The 21,525-nt window shown below is 71.0% G+C and carries 19 protein-coding genes; 5 read left to right on the top strand and 14 right to left on the bottom strand.

The genetic code is table 11. The annotated features are described in order from the left end of the window. Positions 1 to 281: 281 nt before the first annotated feature. From OHA17_RS24110 to OHA17_RS24100, 3 genes are read right to left on the bottom strand one after another with little or no spacing between them, the layout of a single operon-like run. Complete coding sequence (locus tag OHA17_RS24110; RefSeq protein ID WP_406508333.1) at positions 282 to 1,466, bottom strand: dipeptidase; 1,185 nt, start codon at positions 1,464 to 1,466, stop codon at positions 282 to 284. A gap of 5 nt (positions 1,467 to 1,471) precedes the next feature. Beyond that, positions 1,472 to 2,011, bottom strand: coding sequence for a 5-(carboxyamino)imidazole ribonucleotide mutase (purE, locus tag OHA17_RS24105; protein WP_053725085.1), 540 nt, complete (start codon positions 2,009 to 2,011; stop codon positions 1,472 to 1,474). Then, the gene (locus OHA17_RS24100; protein ID WP_406508332.1) at positions 2,008 to 3,147 is read right to left on the bottom strand and encodes a 5-(carboxyamino)imidazole ribonucleotide synthase; all 1,140 of its coding nucleotides are present in this window, start codon (positions 3,145 to 3,147) and stop codon (positions 2,008 to 2,010) included. Before OHA17_RS24100 ends, purE begins: the two co-directional genes overlap by 4 nt. 157 nt (positions 3,148 to 3,304) lie before the next feature. Between OHA17_RS24100 and OHA17_RS24095 the strand changes: the two genes are divergently transcribed. After that, the gene (locus OHA17_RS24095; RefSeq protein ID WP_406508331.1) at positions 3,305 to 3,808 is read left to right on the top strand and encodes a GtrA family protein; all 504 of its coding nucleotides are present in this window, start codon (positions 3,305 to 3,307) and stop codon (positions 3,806 to 3,808) included. Between the two features lie 25 nt (positions 3,809 to 3,833). On the opposite strand, the gene OHA17_RS24090 is transcribed toward OHA17_RS24095, so the two are convergent. Further along, a complete protein-coding gene (locus OHA17_RS24090; RefSeq protein ID WP_406508330.1) occupies positions 3,834 to 5,105 on the bottom strand; it encodes an ATP-binding protein in 1,272 nt (423 codons plus the stop codon). Positions 5,106 to 5,118: 13 nt separating this feature from the next. After that, the gene (locus tag OHA17_RS24085; protein WP_053725082.1) at positions 5,119 to 5,796 is read right to left on the bottom strand and encodes a response regulator transcription factor; all 678 of its coding nucleotides are present in this window, start codon (positions 5,794 to 5,796) and stop codon (positions 5,119 to 5,121) included. A 469-nt stretch (positions 5,797 to 6,265) separates the two neighbouring features. Here OHA17_RS24085 and OHA17_RS24080 point away from each other — a divergent pair, with 469 nt between their 5' ends. After that, complete coding sequence (locus OHA17_RS24080) at positions 6,266 to 7,765, top strand: peptide MFS transporter (protein WP_406508329.1); 1,500 nt, start codon at positions 6,266 to 6,268, stop codon at positions 7,763 to 7,765. An 80-nt stretch (positions 7,766 to 7,845) separates the two neighbouring features. Here OHA17_RS24080 and OHA17_RS24075 read toward each other — a convergent pair whose 3' ends face one another. From OHA17_RS24075 to OHA17_RS24050, 6 genes are all read right to left on the bottom strand, one after another. After that, on the bottom strand, positions 7,846 to 9,294 hold the full coding sequence (locus tag OHA17_RS24075) for a hypothetical protein (protein WP_406510795.1): 1,449 nt from the start codon (positions 9,292 to 9,294) through the stop codon (positions 7,846 to 7,848). A gap of 14 nt (positions 9,295 to 9,308) precedes the next feature. Continuing rightward, positions 9,309 to 10,364, bottom strand: a complete 1,056-nt coding sequence (locus OHA17_RS24070; protein WP_406510794.1) for a hypothetical protein — start codon at positions 10,362 to 10,364, stop codon at positions 9,309 to 9,311. A gap of 59 nt (positions 10,365 to 10,423) precedes the next feature. Further along, positions 10,424 to 11,362 carry a hypothetical protein gene (locus OHA17_RS24065; RefSeq protein WP_406508328.1) on the bottom strand — a complete coding sequence of 313 codons (939 nt, stop codon included), beginning with the start codon at positions 11,360 to 11,362 and terminating at the stop codon, positions 10,424 to 10,426. 54 nt (positions 11,363 to 11,416) lie between these two features. Further along, on the bottom strand, positions 11,417 to 12,103 hold the full coding sequence (locus OHA17_RS24060; protein ID WP_406508327.1) for a peptidase: 687 nt from the start codon (positions 12,101 to 12,103) through the stop codon (positions 11,417 to 11,419). 178 nt (positions 12,104 to 12,281) lie between these two features. After that, positions 12,282 to 12,791, bottom strand: coding sequence for an ATP-binding protein (locus OHA17_RS24055; RefSeq protein ID WP_406508326.1), 510 nt, complete (start codon positions 12,789 to 12,791; stop codon positions 12,282 to 12,284). A 64-nt stretch (positions 12,792 to 12,855) separates the two neighbouring features. Further along, positions 12,856 to 13,224 carry an STAS domain-containing protein gene (locus OHA17_RS24050; protein ID WP_053725107.1) on the bottom strand — a complete coding sequence of 123 codons (369 nt, stop codon included), beginning with the start codon at positions 13,222 to 13,224 and terminating at the stop codon, positions 12,856 to 12,858. 245 nt (positions 13,225 to 13,469) lie between these two features. Between OHA17_RS24050 and OHA17_RS24045 the strand changes: the two genes are divergently transcribed. From OHA17_RS24045 to OHA17_RS24035, 3 genes are all read left to right on the top strand, one after another. Then, positions 13,470 to 14,372 carry an RNA polymerase sigma factor SigF gene (locus OHA17_RS24045; RefSeq protein WP_398875908.1) on the top strand — a complete coding sequence of 301 codons (903 nt, stop codon included), beginning with the start codon at positions 13,470 to 13,472 and terminating at the stop codon, positions 14,370 to 14,372. Positions 14,373 to 14,511: 139 nt separating this feature from the next. After that, positions 14,512 to 15,684, top strand: coding sequence for a DegT/DnrJ/EryC1/StrS family aminotransferase (locus OHA17_RS24040; RefSeq protein ID WP_406508325.1), 1,173 nt, complete (start codon positions 14,512 to 14,514; stop codon positions 15,682 to 15,684). After that, positions 15,677 to 17,860, top strand: a complete 2,184-nt coding sequence (locus OHA17_RS24035; protein ID WP_406508324.1) for a lipopolysaccharide biosynthesis protein — start codon at positions 15,677 to 15,679, stop codon at positions 17,858 to 17,860. Before OHA17_RS24040 ends, OHA17_RS24035 begins: the two co-directional genes overlap by 8 nt. Here the strand turns inward: OHA17_RS24035 and OHA17_RS24030 are convergent. The 3 genes from OHA17_RS24030 to OHA17_RS24020 form a co-directional block, all read right to left on the bottom strand. Next, positions 17,835 to 18,917: a glycoside hydrolase family 26 protein gene (locus OHA17_RS24030; protein ID WP_406508323.1), complete on the bottom strand. Its 1,083-nt coding sequence runs from the start codon at positions 18,915 to 18,917 to the stop codon at positions 17,835 to 17,837. The genes OHA17_RS24035 and OHA17_RS24030 overlap by 26 nt on opposite strands. After that, complete coding sequence (locus OHA17_RS24025; RefSeq protein ID WP_406508322.1) at positions 18,914 to 19,315, bottom strand: hypothetical protein; 402 nt, start codon at positions 19,313 to 19,315, stop codon at positions 18,914 to 18,916. Before OHA17_RS24025 ends, OHA17_RS24030 begins: the two co-directional genes overlap by 4 nt. A 288-nt stretch (positions 19,316 to 19,603) precedes the next feature. Further along, entirely contained in the window at positions 19,604 to 21,520 is a 1,917-nt protein-coding gene (locus tag OHA17_RS24020) for a hypothetical protein (RefSeq protein ID WP_406508321.1), read from the bottom strand. Positions 21,521 to 21,525 lie beyond the last annotated feature (5 nt).

Below are 21,525 nucleotides of genomic sequence, written 5' to 3'. Positions count from 1 at the left end.
TAAGGGCCAGGGGGGACCCCCATGACGGGCTGGGTATGCCTGCATGGGCGGCGCGCTAGAGGCCGGACGGGCTGAAGATGCCCATTCGGGCCAGCACCACCCTGCTAGGGCGCGGGGAACTGCGCGAGCAACCACGCACGGTCCGCGGACGAAAGGGGGTTGGGGGCGCGAGGAACTGCGCGGCCAGCCCCCACGGCCCGCGGCCGATCAGCGACGTACTCAGCCCCTCCGGCGTTGGAGGAGCGGGGGCCCGGGGGCAGTGCCCCCGGAGGCACCCCGGGTCACGCGTCCAGGTCGGCCGGCACCGCGTTCGACGGACCCCGCTGAGCGCGCAGCTCCCTGGAAACGGACTCCGCGTCGCGCAGCACCCGCACCGCGTTCGACCACGTCAGCTTCGCCAGGTCCGTCGAGGACCAGCCCCGGGACAGCAGCTCGGCCACCAGGTTCGGGTAGCCCGAGACGTCGTCGAGGCCGGACGGGGTGAACGCCGTGCCGTCGAAGTCGCCGCCGATGCCGATGTGGTCCACGCCCGCCACCTCCCGCATGTGGTCCAGGTGGTCCGCCACCGTCGCGGCCGTCGCGATGGGCCGAGGGTTGGCCGCCTCGAACGCCTCGTGGAGCTTCATGGCCTCCGGCGAGGTGTCCAGGTGGTGGTGCCCGTGCGCCCGCAGGTTCTCGTCGGCCGCCTGGGTCCAGGCCACCGCCGCCGGCAGGATGAACTTCGGGACGAACGTGGCCATGGCCACCCCGCCGTTGGCCGGCAGCTGGGCCAGCACGTCGTCCGGGATATTGCGCGGGTGGTCGCAGATCGCCCTCGAAGAGGAGTGGGAGAAGATCACGGGGGCGACGGACGTCGACAGCGCGTCCCGCATCGTCGTCGCCGCCACGTGCGACAGGTCCACCAGCATGCCCGTGCGGTTCATCTCGCGTACGACCTCGTGGCCGAACGGCGAAAGGCCGCCCACCCCCGGCTCGTCCGTCGCCGAGTCCGCCCACGGCAGGTTGTCGTTGTGGGTCAGGGTCATGTAGCGGACGCCCAGCGCGTACAACGCCCGCAGTGTGGCGAGGGAGTTGTTGATCGAGTGGCCGCCCTCGGCGCCCTTCAGCGAGGCGATGCGGCCCTCGGCGCGGGCCGTCTCCATGTCGTCCGCGGTGAGCGCGGGCGCCAGGTCGCCGGGGTAGCGCGCCAGCATCTGGTCGACGCAGTCGATCTGCTCCAGGGTCGCGCTGACCGCCTCGTCGCCCGCCAGGTCGGTACGGACGTACACGGACCAGAACTGCGCGCCGACCCCGCCCGCCCGCAGCCGGGCGAGGTCGGTGTGGGTGCGGCCGGTCAGGTCGGTCGCGAGGTCGCAGCGGTCGAGGTCGTAACGGGCCTTGGCGCGCAGTGCCCACGGCAGGTCGTTGTGGCCGTCGACGACGGGGTGGGCGGCGAGGAGGGTCCGGGCTTCTTCGAGGAAGGTCATGGGACTCACTTTCCGAATCCGAAGGCGCCCGAACCCTCGACCTTCGCCCGCAGCCGCTTGCCCTTCTCGGTGGCCTGGTCGTTGAGCTCCTGCTGGAACTCCCGCATGCGGGCGAGGAGTTCGGCGTCGTGCGTGGCCAGGATGCGCGCCGCGAGCAGGCCCGCGTTGCGCGCACCGCCGACCGAGACCGTCGCCACCGGCACGCCCGCCGGCATCTGCACGATGGAGAGCAGCGAGTCCATGCCGTCGAGGTACTTGAGCGGGACCGGGACGCCGATGACCGGCAGCGGGGTGACCGAGGCCAGCATGCCGGGCAGGTGGGCGGCGCCGCCCGCGCCGGCGATGATCGCCTTCAGGCCGCGGTCCGCCGCGTGCTCGCCGTACGCGATCATCTCGTGCGGCATCCGGTGCGCGGAGACGACGTCGACCTCGTACCGGATCTCGAACTCGTCAAGCGCCTTGGCGGCGGCCTCCATGACCGGCCAGTCGGAGTCCGAGCCCATGACGATGCCGACGACAGGTCCGTTGACAGGGGTCGCGCTCATTCGGTGATCGTTCCTCTGAGGTAGTCGGCTGCGTGGCGGGCCCGCTCGCGGACGTCCGCGAGGTCGTCGCCGTAGGTGTTGACGTGGCCCACCTTGCGGCCGGGCTTCACGTCCTTTCCGTACATGTGGATCTTGAGCTGCGGGTCCCGGGCCATGCAGTGCAGGTACGCGTAGTACATGTCCGGGTAGTCGCCGCCGAGCACGTTGCACATCACGGTCCACTTCGACCGCGGGCGCGGGTCGCCCAGGGGGAGGTCGAGGACGGCGCGGACGTGGTTGGCGAACTGCGAGGTGATCGCGCCGTCCTGGGTCCAGTGGCCGGAGTTGTGCGGGCGCATCGCCAGCTCGTTGACCAGGATGCGGCCGTCGCGCGTCTCGAAGAGCTCGACCGCGAGGTGGCCGACCACGCCCAGTTCGGAGGCGATGCGCAGGGCGAGCTCCTGTGCCTCGCCCGCCAGCGCGTCGGCGAGGTCGGGCGCGGGGGCGATCACCGTGTCGCAGACCCCGCCGACCTGGATCGACTCGACGACCGGGTAGGCCACGGCCTGGTCGCTGGGGGACCGTACGACATTGGCCGCGAGCTCGCGGACGAAGTCCACCTTCTCCTCGGCCAGGACCGCGACCCCGGCCTTGAAGGCGTCCGCCGCGTCCGCCTCGGAGCGTACGAACCACACGCCCTTGCCGTCGTAGCCGCCGACGACGGTCTTGAGGATGACCGGGAAGCCGTCCCCTTCCGCCGCGAACCGCGATACGTCGGCCGGGTCGGCCACGATGCGGTGGCGGGGGCAGGGCGCGCCGATCTCGCTGAGCCGGGCGCGCATCACCCCCTTGTCGTGGGCGTGCACCAACGCGTCGGGCCCCGGCCGGACGACGATGCCGTCCGCTTCCAGGGCCCGCAGGTGTTCGGTGGGCACGTGCTCGTGATCGAACGTGATCACGTCACAGCCGCGCGCGAAGTCACGCAGCGTGTCCAGGTCGCGATAGTCGCCGATGACGACGTCGCTCACCACCTGGGCCGCCGAGTCCTGCGGGGTGTCACTGAGGAGCTTGAATCTGATGCCGAGGGGGATGCCCGCCTCGTGGGTCATGCGGGCGAGCTGACCGCCGCCGACCATGCCGACTACCGGGAACGTCACGCCTCCAGGGTATCCGCCGCCTCCGTGGGCCCTCCATGGCCGGGTTCCGCCCGGGGGAATCCGGATGCCCGGGGGCGTCGCGCGGAGGGGGTGGTTAGCATGGGCGGGTTGACTGGCACGAAAAGCACACCTACTCGGACGGGGCTGGGCGATCACCATGAGTGCACAGGGCGCGTCGCCATCGCGACTGCGACTGCTCGTCCGCGAGGTCGCCAAGTTCGGCGCCGTCGGCGGGCTCGGCGTGCTCGTGAACATGGGCGCCTTCAACCTGCTGCGGCACACGACCGACCTCCAGGTCGTGCGGGCCAGCCTGCTGGCCACCGCGATCGCGATCGCCTTCAACTACGTGGGGTTCCGCTACTTCACCTACCGCGACCGCGAGAAGAGCGGCCGGGCCCGTGAGCTCACCCTGTTCCTGCTGTTCAGCGTGGTCGGCGCGGTGATCGAGAACGGCATTCTGTACGCGGCGACGTACGGGTTCGGCTGGAACAGCCCGTGGCAGAACAACTTCTTCAAGTTCGCCGGCATCGGCATCGGCACGCTGTTCCGGTTCTGGTCCTACCGCACCTGGGTCTTCCGCGCGCTGCCCGCCCGGGAGGCCGTACAGACGGCGGAATCGTTTCTCGACGGCCCCCGGCCCGCCGTCCCCGCCAAGCGCTGACCGCGTGCGCTGAACCGGGACGGGTTCAGCGGATCGTCTCCGTACGCTCCGGCTCGCGGCGCCCCCGCGCCTCCCTGCTGAGGAACAGCGCGAACACCGCCGGCTGCTGCTGGAGCATTTCGAGCCGGCCGCCGTCGGCCTCGGCGAGGTCGCGGGCGACGGCGAGGCCGATGCCCGTGGAGTTGCGGCCGCTGATGGTCCGCTCGAAGATCCGCGCGCCGAGGTCGGGACGTACGCCCGGGCCCTCGTCGGTGACCTCGACCACGGCCTGGTTGCCGGTGACGCGGGTGCGCACCGCGACGGTGCCGCCTCCGTGCATCAGCGAGTTCTCGATCAGCGCGGCCAGTACTTGGGCGACCGCGCCCGGCGTGCCGACCGCCTTCAGACCGGTCTTGCCGGAGCGCACGATCGCGCGGCTCGCGCTGCGGTAGGCCGGGCGCCACTCCTCCAGCTGCTGCTTGACGACCTCGTCGAGGGAGAAGACCACGGCTGAACCCGTGCGTGGATCACGGCTGTTGGTGAGCAGGCGCTCCACGACGTCGGTGAGCCGCTCGACCTGGGTGAGCGCGATCGTGGCCTCATCCTTGACCGTGTCGAGGTCGTCGGTGAGGGCGATCTCCTCCAGGCGCATGGAGAGCGCGGTCAGCGGCGTGCGCAGCTGGTGCGAGGCGTCCGCGGCGAGGCGCCGCTCGGCGGTGAGCATCCGGCCGATCCGGTCGGCCGAGGAGTCGAGCACATCGGCGACCCGGTCGAGCTCGGGCACCCCGTACCGCTTGTGGCGCGGGCGCGGGTCGCCGGAGCCGAGCCGCTCGGCGGTCTCGGCGAGGTCGGTGAGCGGGGATGCCAGCTTGTTGGCCTGGCGTACGGCCAGGAGCACCGCGGAGACGATGGCGAGCAGGGCCACCGCGCCGATGATCAGCAGCGTGCGCCCGACCTCCTTGGTGACCGTGGAGCGGGACTCCTCGACCAGGACGGCCTCGCCGCGCTCGCCCACGGCGGTGCCCTTGATGACGGTGCCCTCGGGCTTCTGGCCGATCTCCATCACCGGGCGGCCCGGGATCTCGATGCGGGCGTACCGCTTGGGGTCGATCTGTTCGTTCAGGACCTGCGCGTTGATCGTCTCGTTCGCCAGGGTGCGGCTGTCGACGACGGAGACCAGCCGCAGCGCCTCGGAGTTGACGCTCTCCTGGGCGCTGCTGCTGATGGTCCGCGTCTCGACGATGACGAGGGAGACGCCGAAGACCGCGATCACCACGAGAACGACCGCGAGTGTGGAGTTGATCAGTCGACGGCGCATGTGCGGAGGTGCTCTAGCTCTTCTCGAAGCGGAAGCCGACTCCGCGGACGGTGGCGATGTAGCGCGGGTTGGCCGCGTCGTCGCCGAGCTTCTTGCGCAGCCACGAGATGTGCATGTCGAGCGTCTTGGTCGAGGACCACCACGTGGTGTCCCAGACCTCGCGCATCAGCTGGTCGCGGGTCACGACCCGGCCGGCGTCCCGCACCAGGACCCTGAGCAGGTCGAACTCCTTGGCGGTGAGCTGGAGCTCCTCGTCGCCCATCCAGGCGCGGTGCGACTCGACGTCGATCCGCACGCCGTGGGTGGCGGGCTGGGGCACCGGCTCGGTGGCGCCGCGGCGCAGCAGCGCCCGGACCCTGGCGAGCAGTTCGGCAAGGCGGAAGGGCTTGGTCACGTAGTCGTCGGCGCCGGCGTCGAGGCCGACCACGGTGTCCACCTCATCGGCGCGGGCGGTGAGCACGAGGATGGGGACGGTGTGTCCCTCGGAGCGCAGCCTCCGGGCGACTTCGAGGCCGTCCATGCCGGGGAGCCCCAGGTCGAGCACGACCAGGTCGGCGCCCCCCTGCAGTCCGGCGTCGAGGGCGGTCGGGCCGTCCTCGCGCACCTCGACCTCGTAACCCTCCCTGCGCAGGGCGCGGGCCAGTGGCTCCGAGATGGACGCGTCGTCCTCGGCGAGCAGTACACGGGTCATGGAGGTGATGGTAGTCCGCGGCGGCGACAATGCGTCAGGTGATCCACCCACCCTGCGGGTCTACCAAGCGATCTTGTTTAACACCTTCGAATCAGGGTCAGTGGTTCCAGGTATGCCTGTGATCCATCTCTCAAGTCCTTCCATATGCCGCAGTCTGGTGACGTATGGTGTGCCAACGCCTATAGCACTACACGGGGACCTTTGGCTTGCTTGGCGCGCCAAGGGTCTCTTTTCTGCACAAGACGGGCTTTGCCAGTCTTGAGACCAGTGAATGACCTACGGGCCGGGCCCCAGCGCGAAGAAGCGCAAGGGGTGTGGATCCCGGTGTGGTCTGTCCTTCCCGCGCTCCCCCACGGAGCCGGACCCCAAAGGCGTTGGGGGGACAGTAGCCATGCCGGTGCCGGCCCTCCCCCACCGGGCGCGACTCAACGCTCACGAAGCGCGCGTCCCGAGCAAGCAAGGATCGACCATGGCGTCCAGCCTGACGAAGGACTCCGCCAGTACCACTGGCACCGAGAAGACCTTCCTCGGCCACCCCCGCGGCCTGGCCAACCTCTTCATGACGGAGATGTGGGAGCGCTACAGCTTCTACGGCATGCGGGCCCTGCTCGTGCTCTACCTGGTCGCCCCGGCGTCCCAGGGCGGGCTCGGGTTCAACATGGCCACGGCCACCGCGATCTACTCCGTGTACAACGCGATGGTGTACCTGCTCGCCCTGCCGGGCGGCTGGCTCGCCGACCGCGCCTGGGGTGCCCGCAAGACGGTCGCCGTCGGCGGCACGATCATCATGATCGGCCACTTCCTCCTGGCCGTTCCGGTCGAGATCTCGTTCTTCATCGGTCTCGCGGCCATCGCGATCGGCTCGGGTCTCCTCAAGGCCAACATCTCCACGATGGTCGGCCACCTGTACCCGGACAAGAACGACCCGCGTCGCGACGGCGGCTTCACCATCTTCTACATGGGCATCAACCTCGGTGCCTTCCTGGCGCCGCTGAGCATCGGCACCGTCGGCCAGAAGGTCAACTGGCACCTCGGGTTCGCCTTTGCCGGTGTGGGTATGGCCCTTGGTCTGCTGTTCTTCTTCCTCGGTACCCGCCACATGTCGGCGGACAGCGACGTCGTCCCGACGCCGATGTCCGAGGCCGAGCGCGCCGGGATCATCAAGAAGGTCCTGCTGTGGCTGGCCGTCGCGGTCGTCGCCTACGGCGCCCTCGCGGTCTCGGGTCACTTCACGGTCGACTGGGCCATCTGGCCGCTGACCATCGCGGGCCTCGTCATCCCGGCCTGGTACCTGATGCGCATCAAGCGTGACAAGGACCTCGACCAGGTCTCGCAGTCCCGGATGTCGGCGTACGTCTGGTTCTTCGTCGCCGCGGCCGTCTTCTGGGGCATCTACGACCAGACCGGCTCGACGCTGAGCGTGTTCGCGCAGGACAAGACCGCGAACAACCTGTTCGGCCTGAACTTCCCGTCCAGCTGGTTCCAGTCCCTGAACCCGCTGTACGTGATGGCCCTGGCCCCGGTCTTCGCCTGGCTCTGGGTGTACCTGAGCAAGCGCCGCCAGGAGCCGAGCACGCTGTCGAAGTTCGCCTTCGGCCTCACGCTCATCGGCGCCTCGTTCTTCGTGATGATGCTGGCCCAGGCCGCCGCGTCCGGCGACGTCAAGGTCACCCCGCTGTGGCTGTGCGGCGTCTACCTGATCCAGACCATCGGTGAGCTCACGCTCTCCCCGGTCGGGCTCTCGCTGACCACCAAGCTGGCGCCGGAGAAGTACGCCTCCCAGATGATGGGTGTCTGGTTCCTGGCCGTCACGGCCGGCGACTCGGTCATCGCGCTGCTCCAGCTGATCGGTGCGCCGACCGACTCGACGTACTGGTTCGCCAGCCAGGGCGGGCTCGCCGTCCTCGCGGGTGTCGCGATCTTCATGTTCCGCAGGAAGGTCAAGCCGCTCATGGGTGGCGTGCACTAAGCACCGCCTTCCCGATCGTCCGTACGCGAAGAGCCGCCGCACCTTTCCGGTGCGGCGGCTCTTCGCGTTCCCCAGGGGCGTCAGCGGGTGCCGCGCAGGCGCCTCCACGGGGTGAAGGTGAAGATCGCGCCGCCCAGCAGGATCACCGTGCCGGCGACCAGGCCGAGCGCGCGCAGGGCGCCCGTGTCGCTCGCGCCGGTCTGGGCGAGGCCGCCGGAGGTCGAGGAGCCGGTGGCCCCCGACGTGCCCGTGGTGCCCGTGGTGCCCGTGGTGCCCGTGGTGCCCGCCGTGCCCGCGGAGCCGCTGCCGCCGGCCGCGCCGCCGGGCTGGGCCGCCGTGTCGAGCTCCAGGGACACCGGCGCCGAGCCGGAGACCTTGCACGGGATGTGGATCGGCGAGCCGCCCAGGGTGACGTCGATGGACAGGTCGCCCGGGCTCAGCGTGGACTTGCCGGAGGCGCCCGGCTTGTAGGTGCCCGTCATGTCGGTGAGGCTCACCGGGGCGCCCGCCTTGATCGGGTCGGGGTTGGCCGGGCCCGTGACGACCACCGAGCCCTTGTCGGCGCCGCCGACGGCGACCTGCATGGACGGCTTGAGCGCGCCCGCCGGAAGGTCGGCCGGGCTGTTCATGACGCCCTTGGCGGTCTTGACGGTGAGGTCGTAACTCCCGCCGTTCTTCTTGGCGTTGATGGTCACCTTGGACTGGATGCCGGCCGGGCCGGGCGACGTACAGGCGAAGTTGACGGCGACTTCCTTGCCGGGGAAGTCGGTCTGGCCGCCGCTGCCGCCGGTGGTTCCGCCGGCCGTCGAGCCGCCGGAGGTGGAGCCGCCGGTCGCGGTGCCGCCAGTGGTGGTGCCGCCAGTGGTGGTGCCCGAGGTCGTCGTGCCGCCGGTGGTGGACCCGCCGGTCGTGCCCCCGGAGGTCGTCGTGCCGCCCGACGTGGACCCGCCGGTCGTGCCACCGGCCGTGGTGCCCCCGGAGGTCCCACCGGACGTGCCGCCCGCGTCCGTCACCTTGATCGTCGCTCCGACCCCGACGGCCGCCTTCGGCGTGCACTTGGTGTCCGTCGACATGATCTGGTTGACGTTGATGTTGTACGCGTCCGGCGTCAGGGTGACGTCGCCCGCCTTGGTCAGCTTCAGCTTGGCCGTCATGTCCGACAGGACCATCGGGCTGTTCTTGGGGATCGGCGGGTTCTGCCGGGGGCCCTTCATCGGGATGTCGGCGCTCTGCGCGCCGCCCGCCTTGAGGGTGCCGGTCGGCAGGACGACGTCCTTGTTGAGGTCGAGGACGTTCGGGTTGTTCGACGCGGCCTGGGTGAACTTCCAGACGACGTCCACCACGTCGCCCACCTTGGCCGTGGCGGGCGCGGTGATCTGCACCTTCGTCGTCCCCTCGACCGGCGGCAGACCGGAGATGGACGGCGGTATGCACTCGGTGGCGTACGAGACTTCGGCTGCTTGTGCGGGGCCTGCGGCCAGCATGATCCCCGCGCCGCCGAGCATCAGCGCGAGACCGGCCGCGCTCATCCTCCGTTGCGTGGTCACGGTTTTCCCTTCGTCGTGGGACGTTGTGGACGGTTGGGGTGGTTCTCGGTCGGTGCGGAGTCGGGGGTGAACCACGGCAGCGCGGCCGTGGTCCCGTTGGGGGCGCCGCCCCTGTCCGGCCCCGGCTCGGCGGGCGGCCTCTTCCGCTCGCCCGGCGCGGGACCCGACTTCGGGAGCCGCAGGGTCACTTCGGGCAGCCGCACGCCGCGGTGCCGGGCCGGGCCGGCCCGCTTCGGGTCGCGCGGCCGCAGCCGGTCGACCACGGCCATGCCGATGCGGAAGACGGCGGCGGGCACCACCAGGCAGAGCAGCACCCAGAAGAAGGTCACGCCCCAGGGGCGGTCCACCCCCCACGGCTCGGTGGCGAGCAGCGTCTTCGCGTACTGGAGCGAGACCTGGTAGTCGCCGTGGGCGCCGGCCGACAGCTCGAAGTCGAGCTTGATCTCGGCCTTCTGGCCGGGCTGGACGGTGCCCTTCCACTGCCGGTCCTCCCACTGCGGCGCGAACACGCCGTGGGAGGTGCCGAGTTGGAAGACGGGATCCTTGACGGGGGCCGAGCCCAGGTTGCCGACGGTGAAGACCAGGGTGCGGCTCGGCGGCGCGCCGAACCAGGTCAGCAGGGAGCTGCTGCCGTCGAGGCGGGGCTCGGCGAGGACGGCGAGCTTTCCGTCGCCGGTCGGGGTGGGCAGCGGCGCCACCGGATGCCCGGTGATCTTCAACTCGGTGTCCACGACGGCCTGTTCGCCCTGCACGGTCGCCACGTGGACGACGCAGGGGCAGGGCTTGGGCGGCGGTGCGGCGAGGAGCACCTTGCTGAAGGAGCCCTTGGCGTCGGTGGTGACGGCCTGGCCGTCCGCGTTGGAGCAGGAGTTGGTGCCGCCGATGACGCCGTTGTCCGGGTCGGACTGCCCGCAGACGAGCAGCATGAGCAGCGCGCCGGGCCGCCAGCCCTGACCGGCGACGGTGATGTCGGCGCCCTTGGCCGCCTCGGTCTGGGAGAGCGCCACGGTGGGCGCGGGCTTGTCGGCGTCGGCGTACGAGGGCCCGGCCATCGGCAGCGCGAGCAGGCCGAGCAGCAGCAGGACGAGGGCCGGACCCCTCCGGCGTGGCTTCACTGAAGAGCTCCTGTCTGCGCCAACTCGCGTTCTGCTACGGGTAGTTCATCGATCTCGGCGGTGCGGCGTCCGCGCCGCCGTACGAGCCGGAGGGCCCCGGCCGCGCCGCCGAGCAGCACCAGGCCCGCCCCCGCGACCGCGCCCCACGGCACGAAGGCGGCGCTCGCCTCGGCGGTGGAGCGGGCGCCGCCGTCCGCGGTGACGTCGAGGCGGACGGTGACCCGGTCGAGGGCGGGCGGGTGCGCCCAGGGTTCGCTCAGCTCGACGCGCTGTCCGGGCAGGAGCTCGACCGGCAGGGTCCGGGCCGGGCGGTCCAGGGCGCGGCCGAACACTCCGTCGGCGCGCAGCGCGAGGCGCGGGGTCAGGGCGGTGTTGCCCCGGTTGACCAGGGCGTAGCGGATGAGCCCATGGGCCTTGTCGATGCGTACGGACTCGACGGTCAGGGCGCTCAACGTCGGCCCTGCGACCCGGAGTTGGAGGCGTACGCCGACCTCGCGACCGCCCGCCGCGGCGACCAGGGCCGCGGGGTGGTCGCCAGGCTGCGCGCTCGCCGGGACGGTGACCGCGAAGGGCACGTCGGCGCGGGTGTGCGGCGGGACCTTCACCTCGGGCACGGCAAGGGCGATCCAGGGGTCGGGCGCCCGGCGCACGGCGAAGGCCCGGTCGGCGGTGTTGTACGCGGCGGCTCCGCGCAGCTTCAGCGTCAGCGGGGTGCCGGTCGGGTTGCTCAGCGAGACCTTGTCCTCAAGGACCGTGCCGGGTGCGCCCTCCAGATAGAAGTAGGGTCTCCCGCCGGCGCTCGGGCGGGTCCCGCCGCCGGATGCGGGCGCGGCGGTCCAGTCCTCGCTCGCTGCCGGTGCGCCGTGCGCGGCGGGCGCCGAGAGCGCGCACAGCAGCAGGGCCGCGGCCGGCAGGGCCAGGCGGATCGGACGCATCGGCGGCTCCTCGGGTGCGAGGGGTTCCCCTTGCGGGGCGTACGGGAGTGGGAGTCAGGCCCGCTGGCCCCGGCGGGTCAGCCACAGCACTCCGGCCGCGCCGACCAGGACCACCGTGCCGCCGAGGGTGCCGAGCGCCACGGCCGAGTCCAGGGGGCCGGTCTTGGGCAGGGCGGCCGGGGCCGGGGTGCCGCCCGAACCGCCGCTGGTGCCGCTGGTGCCGCCCGAGCCACTGGCTCCGGTGACGTCGAGTTCCAGGGAGGGGCCGGGGCTGTTGCTCGCGGTGCAGGTCGTGGTGGTGCCGAGCGCCTTGATGGTGAGGACGCCCGCGGTGAAGGTGACCTTGCCGTTGGCCTTGGGGACGTAGGTGCCCGACAAGTCACTGATCTTGATGGGCGTATTGGCGGGTATCTCCGCGGAGTTGGCGGGGCCCTTGACCGCGAGGGTGCCCTTGTCGGCGCCGCCGAGGTTGATCACCGCGCTCGGGTTCATCGCGCCCGCGCCGAGCGCGACCGGGCTGGAGGAGACGCCCTTCTGGAAGGTCATGGTCACGTTGTAGGAACTGCCGCTCTTGACCGCCTTGATGTCGATGGGCGACACCGCGCTCTTGGCGCCGATCGGGGTCTGGCAGTTGTAGTTGACGTCGACGACGGAGGCCTGGGCCGCCGGTGCGGTGATCAGCACCACCGAGCCCGCGACCGCTGCCGCCAGCGCGAGAGCTGTCCTCTTCTGGTACGACACCTCTGGTTCCCCTCATACCGGTTCTGCCGGAGGCCGCCAAGTTACTGACGGCACATCAGATTGGGCGCTCAAGGTACGCCGGGGAGGTTGTCGAGGGAAGACAAAGAACAGGGTGGGATCGAGGTGCGGACATGCCTGTGGACCGGCGGTCCGAACCGCCGGTAACCGTGAACAGGAGTTACGCGGGTGCCGCGAGTTCCGCCCAGACCGTCTTGCCGGCCACCCCGGACGTGCGCAGCACGCCCCAGTCGAGGCACAGCCGCTGCACGATGAACATCCCGTGCCCGCCGGGCCGCCCCGCGCGGTGCGGGGTGCGCGGCGCGGGCTGGCCCGTACCGAGGTCGCTGACCTCAAGGCGCAGCACCTTCGAGGTGTGCGAGACGCGCAGACCCTCGGGGCCCTCGGCGTGCAGGCAGGCGTTGGTGACCAGCTCGGAGACGACGAGCAGCACGTCCTCGCAGGCGGCCCGGCCCTCGGCGGTCGCCGCCGGCAGCCAGCCCCAGTCGTAGAGGGCCTGCCGGGTGAAGTCGCGGGCCATCGGGACGATGCCGCTCGCCCCGTTCAGCGCGAGGACGCGCGAGGACACGGCGGGTCCCGCACCGTCGGATTCCGACGGCACAGCACCGGGCCGGGCGCCATGGGGCTCGGGCCCGCGGTCGCCCGGAGCCTGCTCCCGGGTGGTGCTCATCAGCGCTTCACCTCACCGATTCGCCAATGTCTTCAGTCTGCTCTCCTGCCCGGACGAATCGGGGTCAGTCGCACAGAGCGGTATCGAGCGAATCATGCACGGTGAAGACCGCCTCCGCCCCCGTGATCTCGAATACTCGCGCCACGACGGGCTGCATCGCCACCAGATGGACCCCGCCGCCGAGCTCCTCCGCCTTGAGGCGGGCGCCGAGCAGCACGTTCAGTCCGGTGGAGTCGCAGAATTCGAGCTGCGAGCAGTCGACGACGAGCCGGGTGCGCCCTTGGGCGATGGCTTCTTCCAGGGGTTCCCTGAGCAGATCCGCGGTGTGGTGATCGAGCTCACCCGCCGGAGTCAGGATCTCACTGCGACCCACGGTGCGGACTCCGACCCGGAGCCGGCCCCGATTCGTGCTGCCGACCGTGCCGCGGTCCATGCCGTCCCTCTTCGCCGATTCGTCGTAACTTCCCAAGAACACTACGCCTTCCCTACGCCTTCCAGAACCCGAACATCCCAACAAAGCGGACATAGCGGGGCAAAGAAGCCTTGCGGGAGCGTGCTCAAAGCGGGTAGGGGTAGTAGGGACAGCTATTCAACACGACCGGCCACGGAGGCGCCGCACACCGCGGACAACACGTATGGGCATCGGCAGCCATATGCCGAGAACGATGGAGGAGACCCATGTCACCCCGGCTCGACGAATCGCAAGCGGATACGTCGATCAAGCAGGATCCGCAGGACATCCGCCCCCCGCATGCACGATCGCACGAAACGGAAGGCCTTGAGGGCCTTCCCGAGATCCCGCCCTTCACCGAGGTCGGCCCCGTCGACGCGCGGGCCCTTTCGAAGACGCTCTTCGCCCGCCTCGACGCCCTCGAAGAGGGCACGCACGAGTACGCGTACGTGCGCAACACGCTCGTCGAACTGAACCTGGCCCTGGTCAAGTTCGCCGCATCGCGCTTCCGCTCCCGCAGCGAGCCGATGGAGGACATCATCCAGGTCGGCACCATCGGCCTGATCAAGGCGATCGACCGGTTCGAGTTCGACCGCGGCGTGGAGTTCCCCACCTTCGCGATGCCGACCATCGTCGGCGAGATCAAGCGCTTCTTCCGCGACACCTCCTGGTCCGTGCGCGTCCCGCGCAGGCTGCAGGAACTCCGCCTGGACCTCGCCAAGGCGGGCGACGAGCTCGCCCAGCAGCTGGACCGCTCGGCCACGGTGGGCGAGCTCGCCGAACGCCTCGGCATCACCAAGGAAGAAGTCGTCGAAGGCATGGCGGCGAGCAACGCGTACACCGCGAGCTCGCTGGACGCGCAGCCCGAGGAGGACGACTCCGAAGGAGCGCTCACCGACCGCATCGGCTACGAGGACCACGACCTCGAAGGCGTCGAGTACGTCGAGTCGCTGAAGCCGCTGATCGCCGAACTCCCCTCCAGGGACCGGAAGATCCTCTCGCTGCGCTTCGTCGCCAACATGACGCAGTCCGAGATCGGCGAGGAGCTCGGCATCTCCCAGATGCACGTCTCCCGGCTGCTCTCGCGCACCCTGCGCAAGCTCCGCAAGGGGCTGACACTCGAAGAATAGGACCGGTCGGCCCACGAGTGCCGCACACCTGTCCGAAGGGCCCGTTCCGTCAAGGTACGGGCCCTTCCGCATTGTTGACGAAGCAGTGCGGACTGGGTCACATTGAGCGCTGGGGATGCGGGGGGTCTGGGGGGACTTCATGGCGTACGAAGAGCTCGAAGCGTCGATGCGCGAACGGCTGGGGCGCGAGTGCCTCTATGTGCCGTCCTGCCGGCTCGGCCTGTACGTGGCGCTCAGACACTGGTGCCCGCCGGGCGGCCGGGTGCTGATGTCGCCGGTCAACGACGACGTCATCTTCTTCGTGGTGCTCGCGGCCGGGCTCCGCCCGGTGCAGGCGCCGCTCGACCCGCACGACGGATCCATCGACCTGGCGGCCGTACCGGACGAACTCTGGCCGCGGCTGTCCGCCGTCCTCACCACCAATCTGTACGGCAACCCCGATCCGGCACCCGAACTGGCCGTCACATGCGGGCAGTTGGGGATCCCACTCATCGAGGACGCGGCGCACGCCATCGGCAGCGAGATCGCCGGGCGCAAGGTGGGCACGTTCGGGCAGGCCTCCGTCTTCAGCCTCTCCAAGCACACCGCGGCCAAGGCGGGCGGCTTCCTCGCGATCGCCGACCCGGGCCTGCGCGAGGCCCTCGCCAAGACCCGCGACGCGCTCCTCGCGCCACGCGGCTCCGGCGCCGAACTCGCCTACTGGGCACGGCCGTACGCGGAGGCGACCGTGCGCGGGCTGCGTCTGGCGCCCGCCGCCTGGGCGGTCCTGCGCATGCTCGGGCAGCAGGAGCGCGAGGACATCCGGATGCCGCTGCGCCCCGGCGAACTGCGCCGCGCGATCGAGGCCGCGCCGGGCCTCGCCCCCTTCCACTCCTGGGCCCGGGTCGACATGCACGACTACCGGGCGACCCCGGGGAAGGGCCGACTCGCCCGGATCCAAAGGAAGTTGGACAGGCTCGACTCCGTGCTCGACGCGCACCGCCGAGGCGCCGAGCGGCTGCTCGCCACCGAGTGGGCACGGCCGAAACCCGGGCCCGTCCAGCCGCTGTTCCGGGTGCCGCTGCTCGTCGAGGACCGGGACGCGGCCCGCGCGGCCCTGGCCCGGGAGCGGATCACGGTGGGCTATCTGTACGACCCGCCGCTCGACGACTACGCGGGCGAGGCCTTCACCGACCTCTCCCCCGCCCCTGGGGCGGGCCGGTGGTTCGCCCGGCACGCCCTGCCCGTCGACCCGTTGAAGGCCGCGCGCACCATGGAGGTACTGCGTGCGGCGGGCACCCGGCCCGCGAGGGGCGGCCCCGCCGGTGTCTGACACGGCCAGATCCGAGATCGAGGACATCGCCGCCGTGCCGTCAGAGCAGGCCGTCACGGACGGCCCCCCGCCCGCGGGCGGCGGCGACTCGATGTTCCGCAACGCCTACGCCCTGATGCTGTCCACGGCCGTCTCGGCCGCCCTCGGCCTCGGCTTCTGGCTGGTCGCGGCCCGCTACTACAGCGAGGAGGCGGTCGGGCAGGGCTCGGCGGCCATCGCCGCGATGAAGCTGCTCGCCTCGATCACCGCCACCACCATGATCGGCGCGGTGGTGCGCTACGTACCCCGCGCCGGCCGATCCACCGGCCCGCTCGTGCGGCGCGCCTACGTCGCCAGCACCGTCGTGGTGGCCGTGGCCTGCGTCGCCTTCCTGTTCTCGCTGCCGCTGTGGGGGCCCTCGTACGCGCCGCTGTCCGGGCTCACCGCCGGGGTGATCTTCACGGTGTCGTCGGTGGCCTGGGCGATCCTGACCCTCCAGGACGGCGTCCTGACCGGCCTGCGCAAGGCGATCTGGGTGCCGGTCGGCAACGCCGTGTTCTCGCTGGGCAAGCTGCTCCTGCTCGCCGTGTTCTCGGCGCTCGCGCTGGGCGTCTTCCTGTCCTGGGCCGCGGCGATGGTCCTTTCCATCCTGCCGCTCGGCTGGCTGATCTTCCGTCGGCTCATCCCCGCGCAGGCCGCCGCCGACCGCGACCGGCCGGTCCCGGAACTGCGCGAGATCGGCCGCTTCCTGGCCGGGGACTCGGTCGGCGCGCTGTTCTCGCTCGCCATGATCAACCTGCTTCCGGTGATGGTCGCGGTGCGCTTCCCGGCCGCGCAGAACGGCTTCTTCTTCATCGCTTACACGGTCGGCGGGACCATGGAGTTCATGGCCATCAACATGGCCTCCTCGCTCACCGCGCACTCCTCGCACAGCCCCGACAAGCTCGCCGACGGGGTGCGCGGGGCGCTGCGCCGGATGGCGCTCCTGCTGATCCCGGTCGTGCTGTTCCTCATCCTGTTCGCCCCGCAGATCCTCGGCCCGTTCGGCGGCGACTACGCCCAACACGGCACGCTCGTCCTCCAGTTGCTGGCCGCGGCCGCGATCCCGCGGGTCGCCGTCGAGCTGTACATCGGGGTGCTTCGCGTCCAGGGCCGCACCGGCATGCTGGCGATCCTCCAGGGCGCGATGTGCACCCTGGTCCTCGGCAGCGCCGCCGTGCTGCTCGGCGTGTTCGGCATCTCCGGCGCCGGCTGGGCCCAGCTGTGCGCGATGACCGTGATGGCGCTGTGCTGCGTGCCGGGACTGCGCGCCGCACTCGCGGGCCGCGCCGCCGTCCGGCCCCCGCGCCCCTCCAAGGCGGCCGAGTTCGGCACCAGTTGGGCCATGCTCGCGCAGGCCGCCCGGACCGAGGAGGCCCAGGAGTACGGCACCCGCTGGGCCACCCAGACCGCGTACCTGCGCGGCGGCATGGACACCGCGACCCCCGCGCTCGGCATCCCCGTGTACGTCCCCGGCGCCCACCACCCCGAGCAGGGCTCCGCGACCACCCTGCAGCTGCGCACCCTGCCCGACCCGGCGGCCCGCGAGAGCGACGAGTCGCTCCTGACGACCGCCCTGTGGCTGCTGCTCGGTCTCGCGGCGGGCCTGTTCTGGGTGCCGCTGTCGCGGGCCGCCGACGTCCCCGGCGGCAACCTCAACGGCACCGGCCTGCTCCACCACCTGCCGCCGGTGAGCCTGACCGCCGGGGTGCTGCTCATCGTCGTGTGCAGCGCGGCGGTATCGCTGTACCGGCCGCGCCCGGGGCTGCTCGTGGCCGGGCTCTGGGTGACCGTGGCGGGCCTGCACACCGCGCCGGTCATCCTCGGCGTACCGCCCGATCCGGTGGCGGGCCCCTGGCACACCCCGCTGGTCCGCTTCCTCACCGAGACCGCCGGGCTCGCCACACAGAACGGAATCGAGCGCTGGCTGCCCGGCACACTGCAACTGCTCTGCCTGGCCCTGGCGACGGTGGCCCTGCGGGCGCTGCGGGTGCACTGGCGGATCACCGCGGTCGTGGTGTGGGTCCTCGCGGTGGCGGGCTGGGCGGCGCAGCGCGCGTTGGCCGAGGCCGCCCTGCCGGTCTTCGCCGGCCTGTGCGCGGTCACGGCGGCGGCCCTGGTGAACCGCTGGTTCAGCGACCGGGAACGGGCTGCTTGAAGTACCCGTCCGAACCGGCACTCCGGTAACCGGCAAGTGGCGGGCCGGAGTTGACGGTGAGGTCACACCCCTTCCCCGGCACGGACCGATTCCACATGACCATGGCCTTGGCATCCGGCAGAGCGGACTTGGCCGTGTCGGGCACCTCCTCGTACCACTGCCGTGCCCGCTGCGGCCGCTGCGGATCAGGGGCGGTGGCGAACTCGGAGAGCATGATCGGCTTGCGGTCGGAGATGTTCGCCCGCAGCCAGTCGTAGGTGGGCTTCTGGCTGCGCGAGAAGTCCTTCCAGTCGGTCGTGTTGTGACAGAGGAAGTAGTTGTACTGATCCATGCCGATCCAGTCGACGTAACGGTCGCCCGGATAGAGCCGCTTGAAGAGATCACCGTTGGCGAGATAGCCGGATACGGTCCACACCCACACCACGTTGTCCACGCCGAGCTGCTTGAAGCGGTCGTGGAGGTGCCGGTAGGCGGCCACGTACTCCTCGGGCGTACCCGCGTCCGGGGTGCGCGCGTCGACCTCCTGGTCGAAGGAGAGGAAGACCCGCTTGCCGTACGCCTTGATGCGGCGGGCCTGCGGATCGACGATCGATTCGTCGTACGCTCCCGACGCGACCTTCGCCCACCCCAACTGGTCTTCCGTGTACCCCTCGTGGTGCGGCTTGCGCCAGACCGTGGACTCCCAGGCCAGCATGAGCAGCCGGTCCCGGCCGAGCGCCTGCTCGTCGGGGGTGAGCAGCTCGCCGTCGAGCGGTTTGTTCGACATGTCGTGGTACGTGTACAGCAGGTCGAGCCTGCGCCCGATCTTCCCCTCGAAGTCGAGCACGGCGTCCTTCAGGGAGCCGTTCTTCGCGTACGGGACGTAGGCGCCCCACCAGGCCCCGCACGGCGGCGTGAGCTTCGCGTCGGGGGCGCAGCGTCCGCTCGGCGCGGGGCCGGAGGCGGCGTTGGCGGGCAGCGCGTTCCGCTTCTCGGGTTTGTCGAGCCAGACCGCGAACCCGGCGACGAGCCCGGCCACGACCAGCAGGGTGGCCGCGGTGACCGCGCGCCGGGTCACCGCGCGGGCCCGGGTTTGGCCCGTTTCGTACGCTCCACGGCGCCCCGGGTCGCGGCCGGCAGGGGCAGCCCCGGGAAGGCGCAGGCCACGGTCGAGAAGGAGGCGAGCGAGACCAGGAACGCGGTCGCCGAGAACCCGTGCACGAGGAAGAGGCAGGTGGACACGAGCGCCCCGAACGAGAGGCTGAGCGGCGCGACGAGCGCGAGTGCCTCAAGGCGGGCCCCGGGTCGCAGGGTGCCGCGCTGCGGGTAGAGCAGCGCGAAGCCGGGCCCGAGCGACACGAAGAGCAGTACGGGGATCCATCGGGCCGGGCTCACTGCGGGCAGCGCGGTTGCCGCCAGCGCCAGCCAGCCGGAGAGGGCGACGGTGACTCTGATGTGGGTCTGGCTGAGGGGCATTTCGACGACCTCCGGGTCGGTGAGGGTGGTGCGTGTGCGATTGACTCGGCTGCGGGCGGTCGCTGGCTGGTCGCGCAGTTCCCCGCGCCCCTAACGGCGTCAGTGCTGGCCCGCACCGGGCATTTCAGCCCGTCATGGGGGTCCCCCCTGGCCCTTAAGGCCTTGGGGGAGATTGAGGACGAGCGCCCTTAAGGCGCGAACGGGGTCTGGGGCAGAGCCCCAGGACGACCACCGGGCCGCAGCCGGACATCAACCCTCCGGAGGGTCTAGGGAAGGGGCGGGGTGGGGTCAGCTCGGGCGTGGGGCCACATACTGCAGCACCGTTCCGTACGCATTCCCATCGATCACCCGGAACCTCGGCGAAGCCTCAAGCTTCGACTTCAGCTCCGCGAAGCCCCCCGCAGGGAGCAACCCCTCCCCCGCCGTATAGAAGTCCTGCGTCCGCGTGAGGATGAAGTACACGGGCCGCCCGTCCTTGGGCAGCTGCGGCTCCAGGTAGCCCACAGGATCCCGCAGCATGATCGCGTTCTGCGGCTCCTGCTGCTCGGCGACGTACCAGTGGTCCAGCTGGTCGTACCGGTGCAGCGCCTGCGGGAAGGACCCGGTGACGGCCAGGATCATCGAGCCCTTGGGTGCGTTGTCGAGCACCTTCGTCACCATCGCCGTCTCGGCGGGCGGCGTGTAGTACATGCGCTCCTTGCCGTAGTACGCGGGGATGAACCCGGCCACCAGCAGGACGAGCACCAGCGGCAGGGCGACGGCCGCGACCCGCCGTCGCACCACGGGGCTGATCCGCCCCTTGCTCTGCCCCGCCGCCGCGGGCACGAGCGCCGCCGCCGCGAAGAACGCCGCCCCGGGCAGCCCGAACAGGTAGACGCGGAAGAGCATTTCGCCGCCGTAGTCGTTGACGGCGAACAGCGGCACCGGCGCGATCGACACCAGGAGCAGCGGCAGCGCGCTCTTGACCAGCTTTCGGCGCAGGATCACAGCGACGGCCGCGAGACCGGCGATCACCAGCACCATGACGACATCGGCGCGGCCCTGCAACACCGGCCCGGGGCCGGTGAGTTCACCCGCGTACCCCGCCCGCGAGTTGTTGAGGAGGTTGCCCACCGACTCCTTCAGCGAGGCCAGCGTCTCCACGAACAGCGGCCGGCCCATCGTGACGTCCCAGATCAGCATGATCACGGCCGTGACGACGAGCAGCCCGGGGTTGCGGTAGCGCCGGGTCAGGTTGAGGGCGACCAGGGCGACGCACAGCATCACCGGGGTGAGCTGGTGGGTGAAGTTGATGGCGGCGATCATCGGGGCCAGGATCGCGATGCAGACCGCGCGCTGGCGGCCGGTCGTCGGCGGCGGGACGCTGGCCGCCGCCGGGTCGAGGTTGGCCCGTGAGCGCAGCTCGCCCGCGGCCCCGGGACGCACGAAGTGCCGGAAGACCACGGCCAGTACGGCCAGGTCGAGGATCAGCGCCGTGCCCTGGGGCGAGAAGTAGTCCTGGCCGACCCAGTTGGCCACCTCGAAGATCCACACGCCGGTCCACACGAGGCGCCAGTCCTCGGCGAAGGTGCGGTAGATCAGGACCAGTACGGGGATGAGGACGACGCCGTAGAAGAGCGAGGCCCAGTTGAGGTACGAGGCCGCGGTGTCCACGCCGAAGGCGCGCACCAGGCCCGCGTTGAGCGTGAAGAAGCCGGGCCACTGGTCGTACGCCGCCATGTTGCCGGACAGCGGCACACTCGGCCGCAGCTCCTGGTTGGCGAGGAGGTGGTTGACCACCGCGTCGTGCTTGGAGGACCAGGGGTAGCGCACCGAGTTGTACAGGATCGCGGTGGGCGCCTTCAGCGCGAAGAGCAGGGCGACGCTGTAGAGGCCGGGCCACCAGGGCGCGGTGCCCGCCCGCCGCAGGCTGACGACGAAGCCGCCGGTCAGGACCGCGAGCGAGAGGTAGAAGGCGGCGGGCAGCTGGTCGAGCAGGCCCCAGTCGTCCATGTGCCGGTAGTCGATGTGCGGCAGCGAGTACACCCATAAGGCGGTCGCGACCACCAACGGAAGCCAGGTGAACAGGATTTGAGGCTGTATCAGATCCGGTCTCGACCAGCGCCGCGCGCCCTTCGTCGGCGCGTCCGCCGCCTGCTCCTTGGCCGGATCGTCGGGGGGCTGCTGCTTGCTCCCCTGGACCGGCGTGGGCACACGTTGCTGCACAGTGC

The sequence above is a fragment of the Streptomyces sp. NBC_00212 genome (genome assembly GCF_045206365.1).
GTDB lineage: Bacteria > Actinomycetota > Actinomycetes > Streptomycetales > Streptomycetaceae > Streptomyces.
The sequence above is the reverse complement of the archived record's forward strand: the minus strand, read 5'-3'. Positions and strand labels throughout refer to the sequence as shown.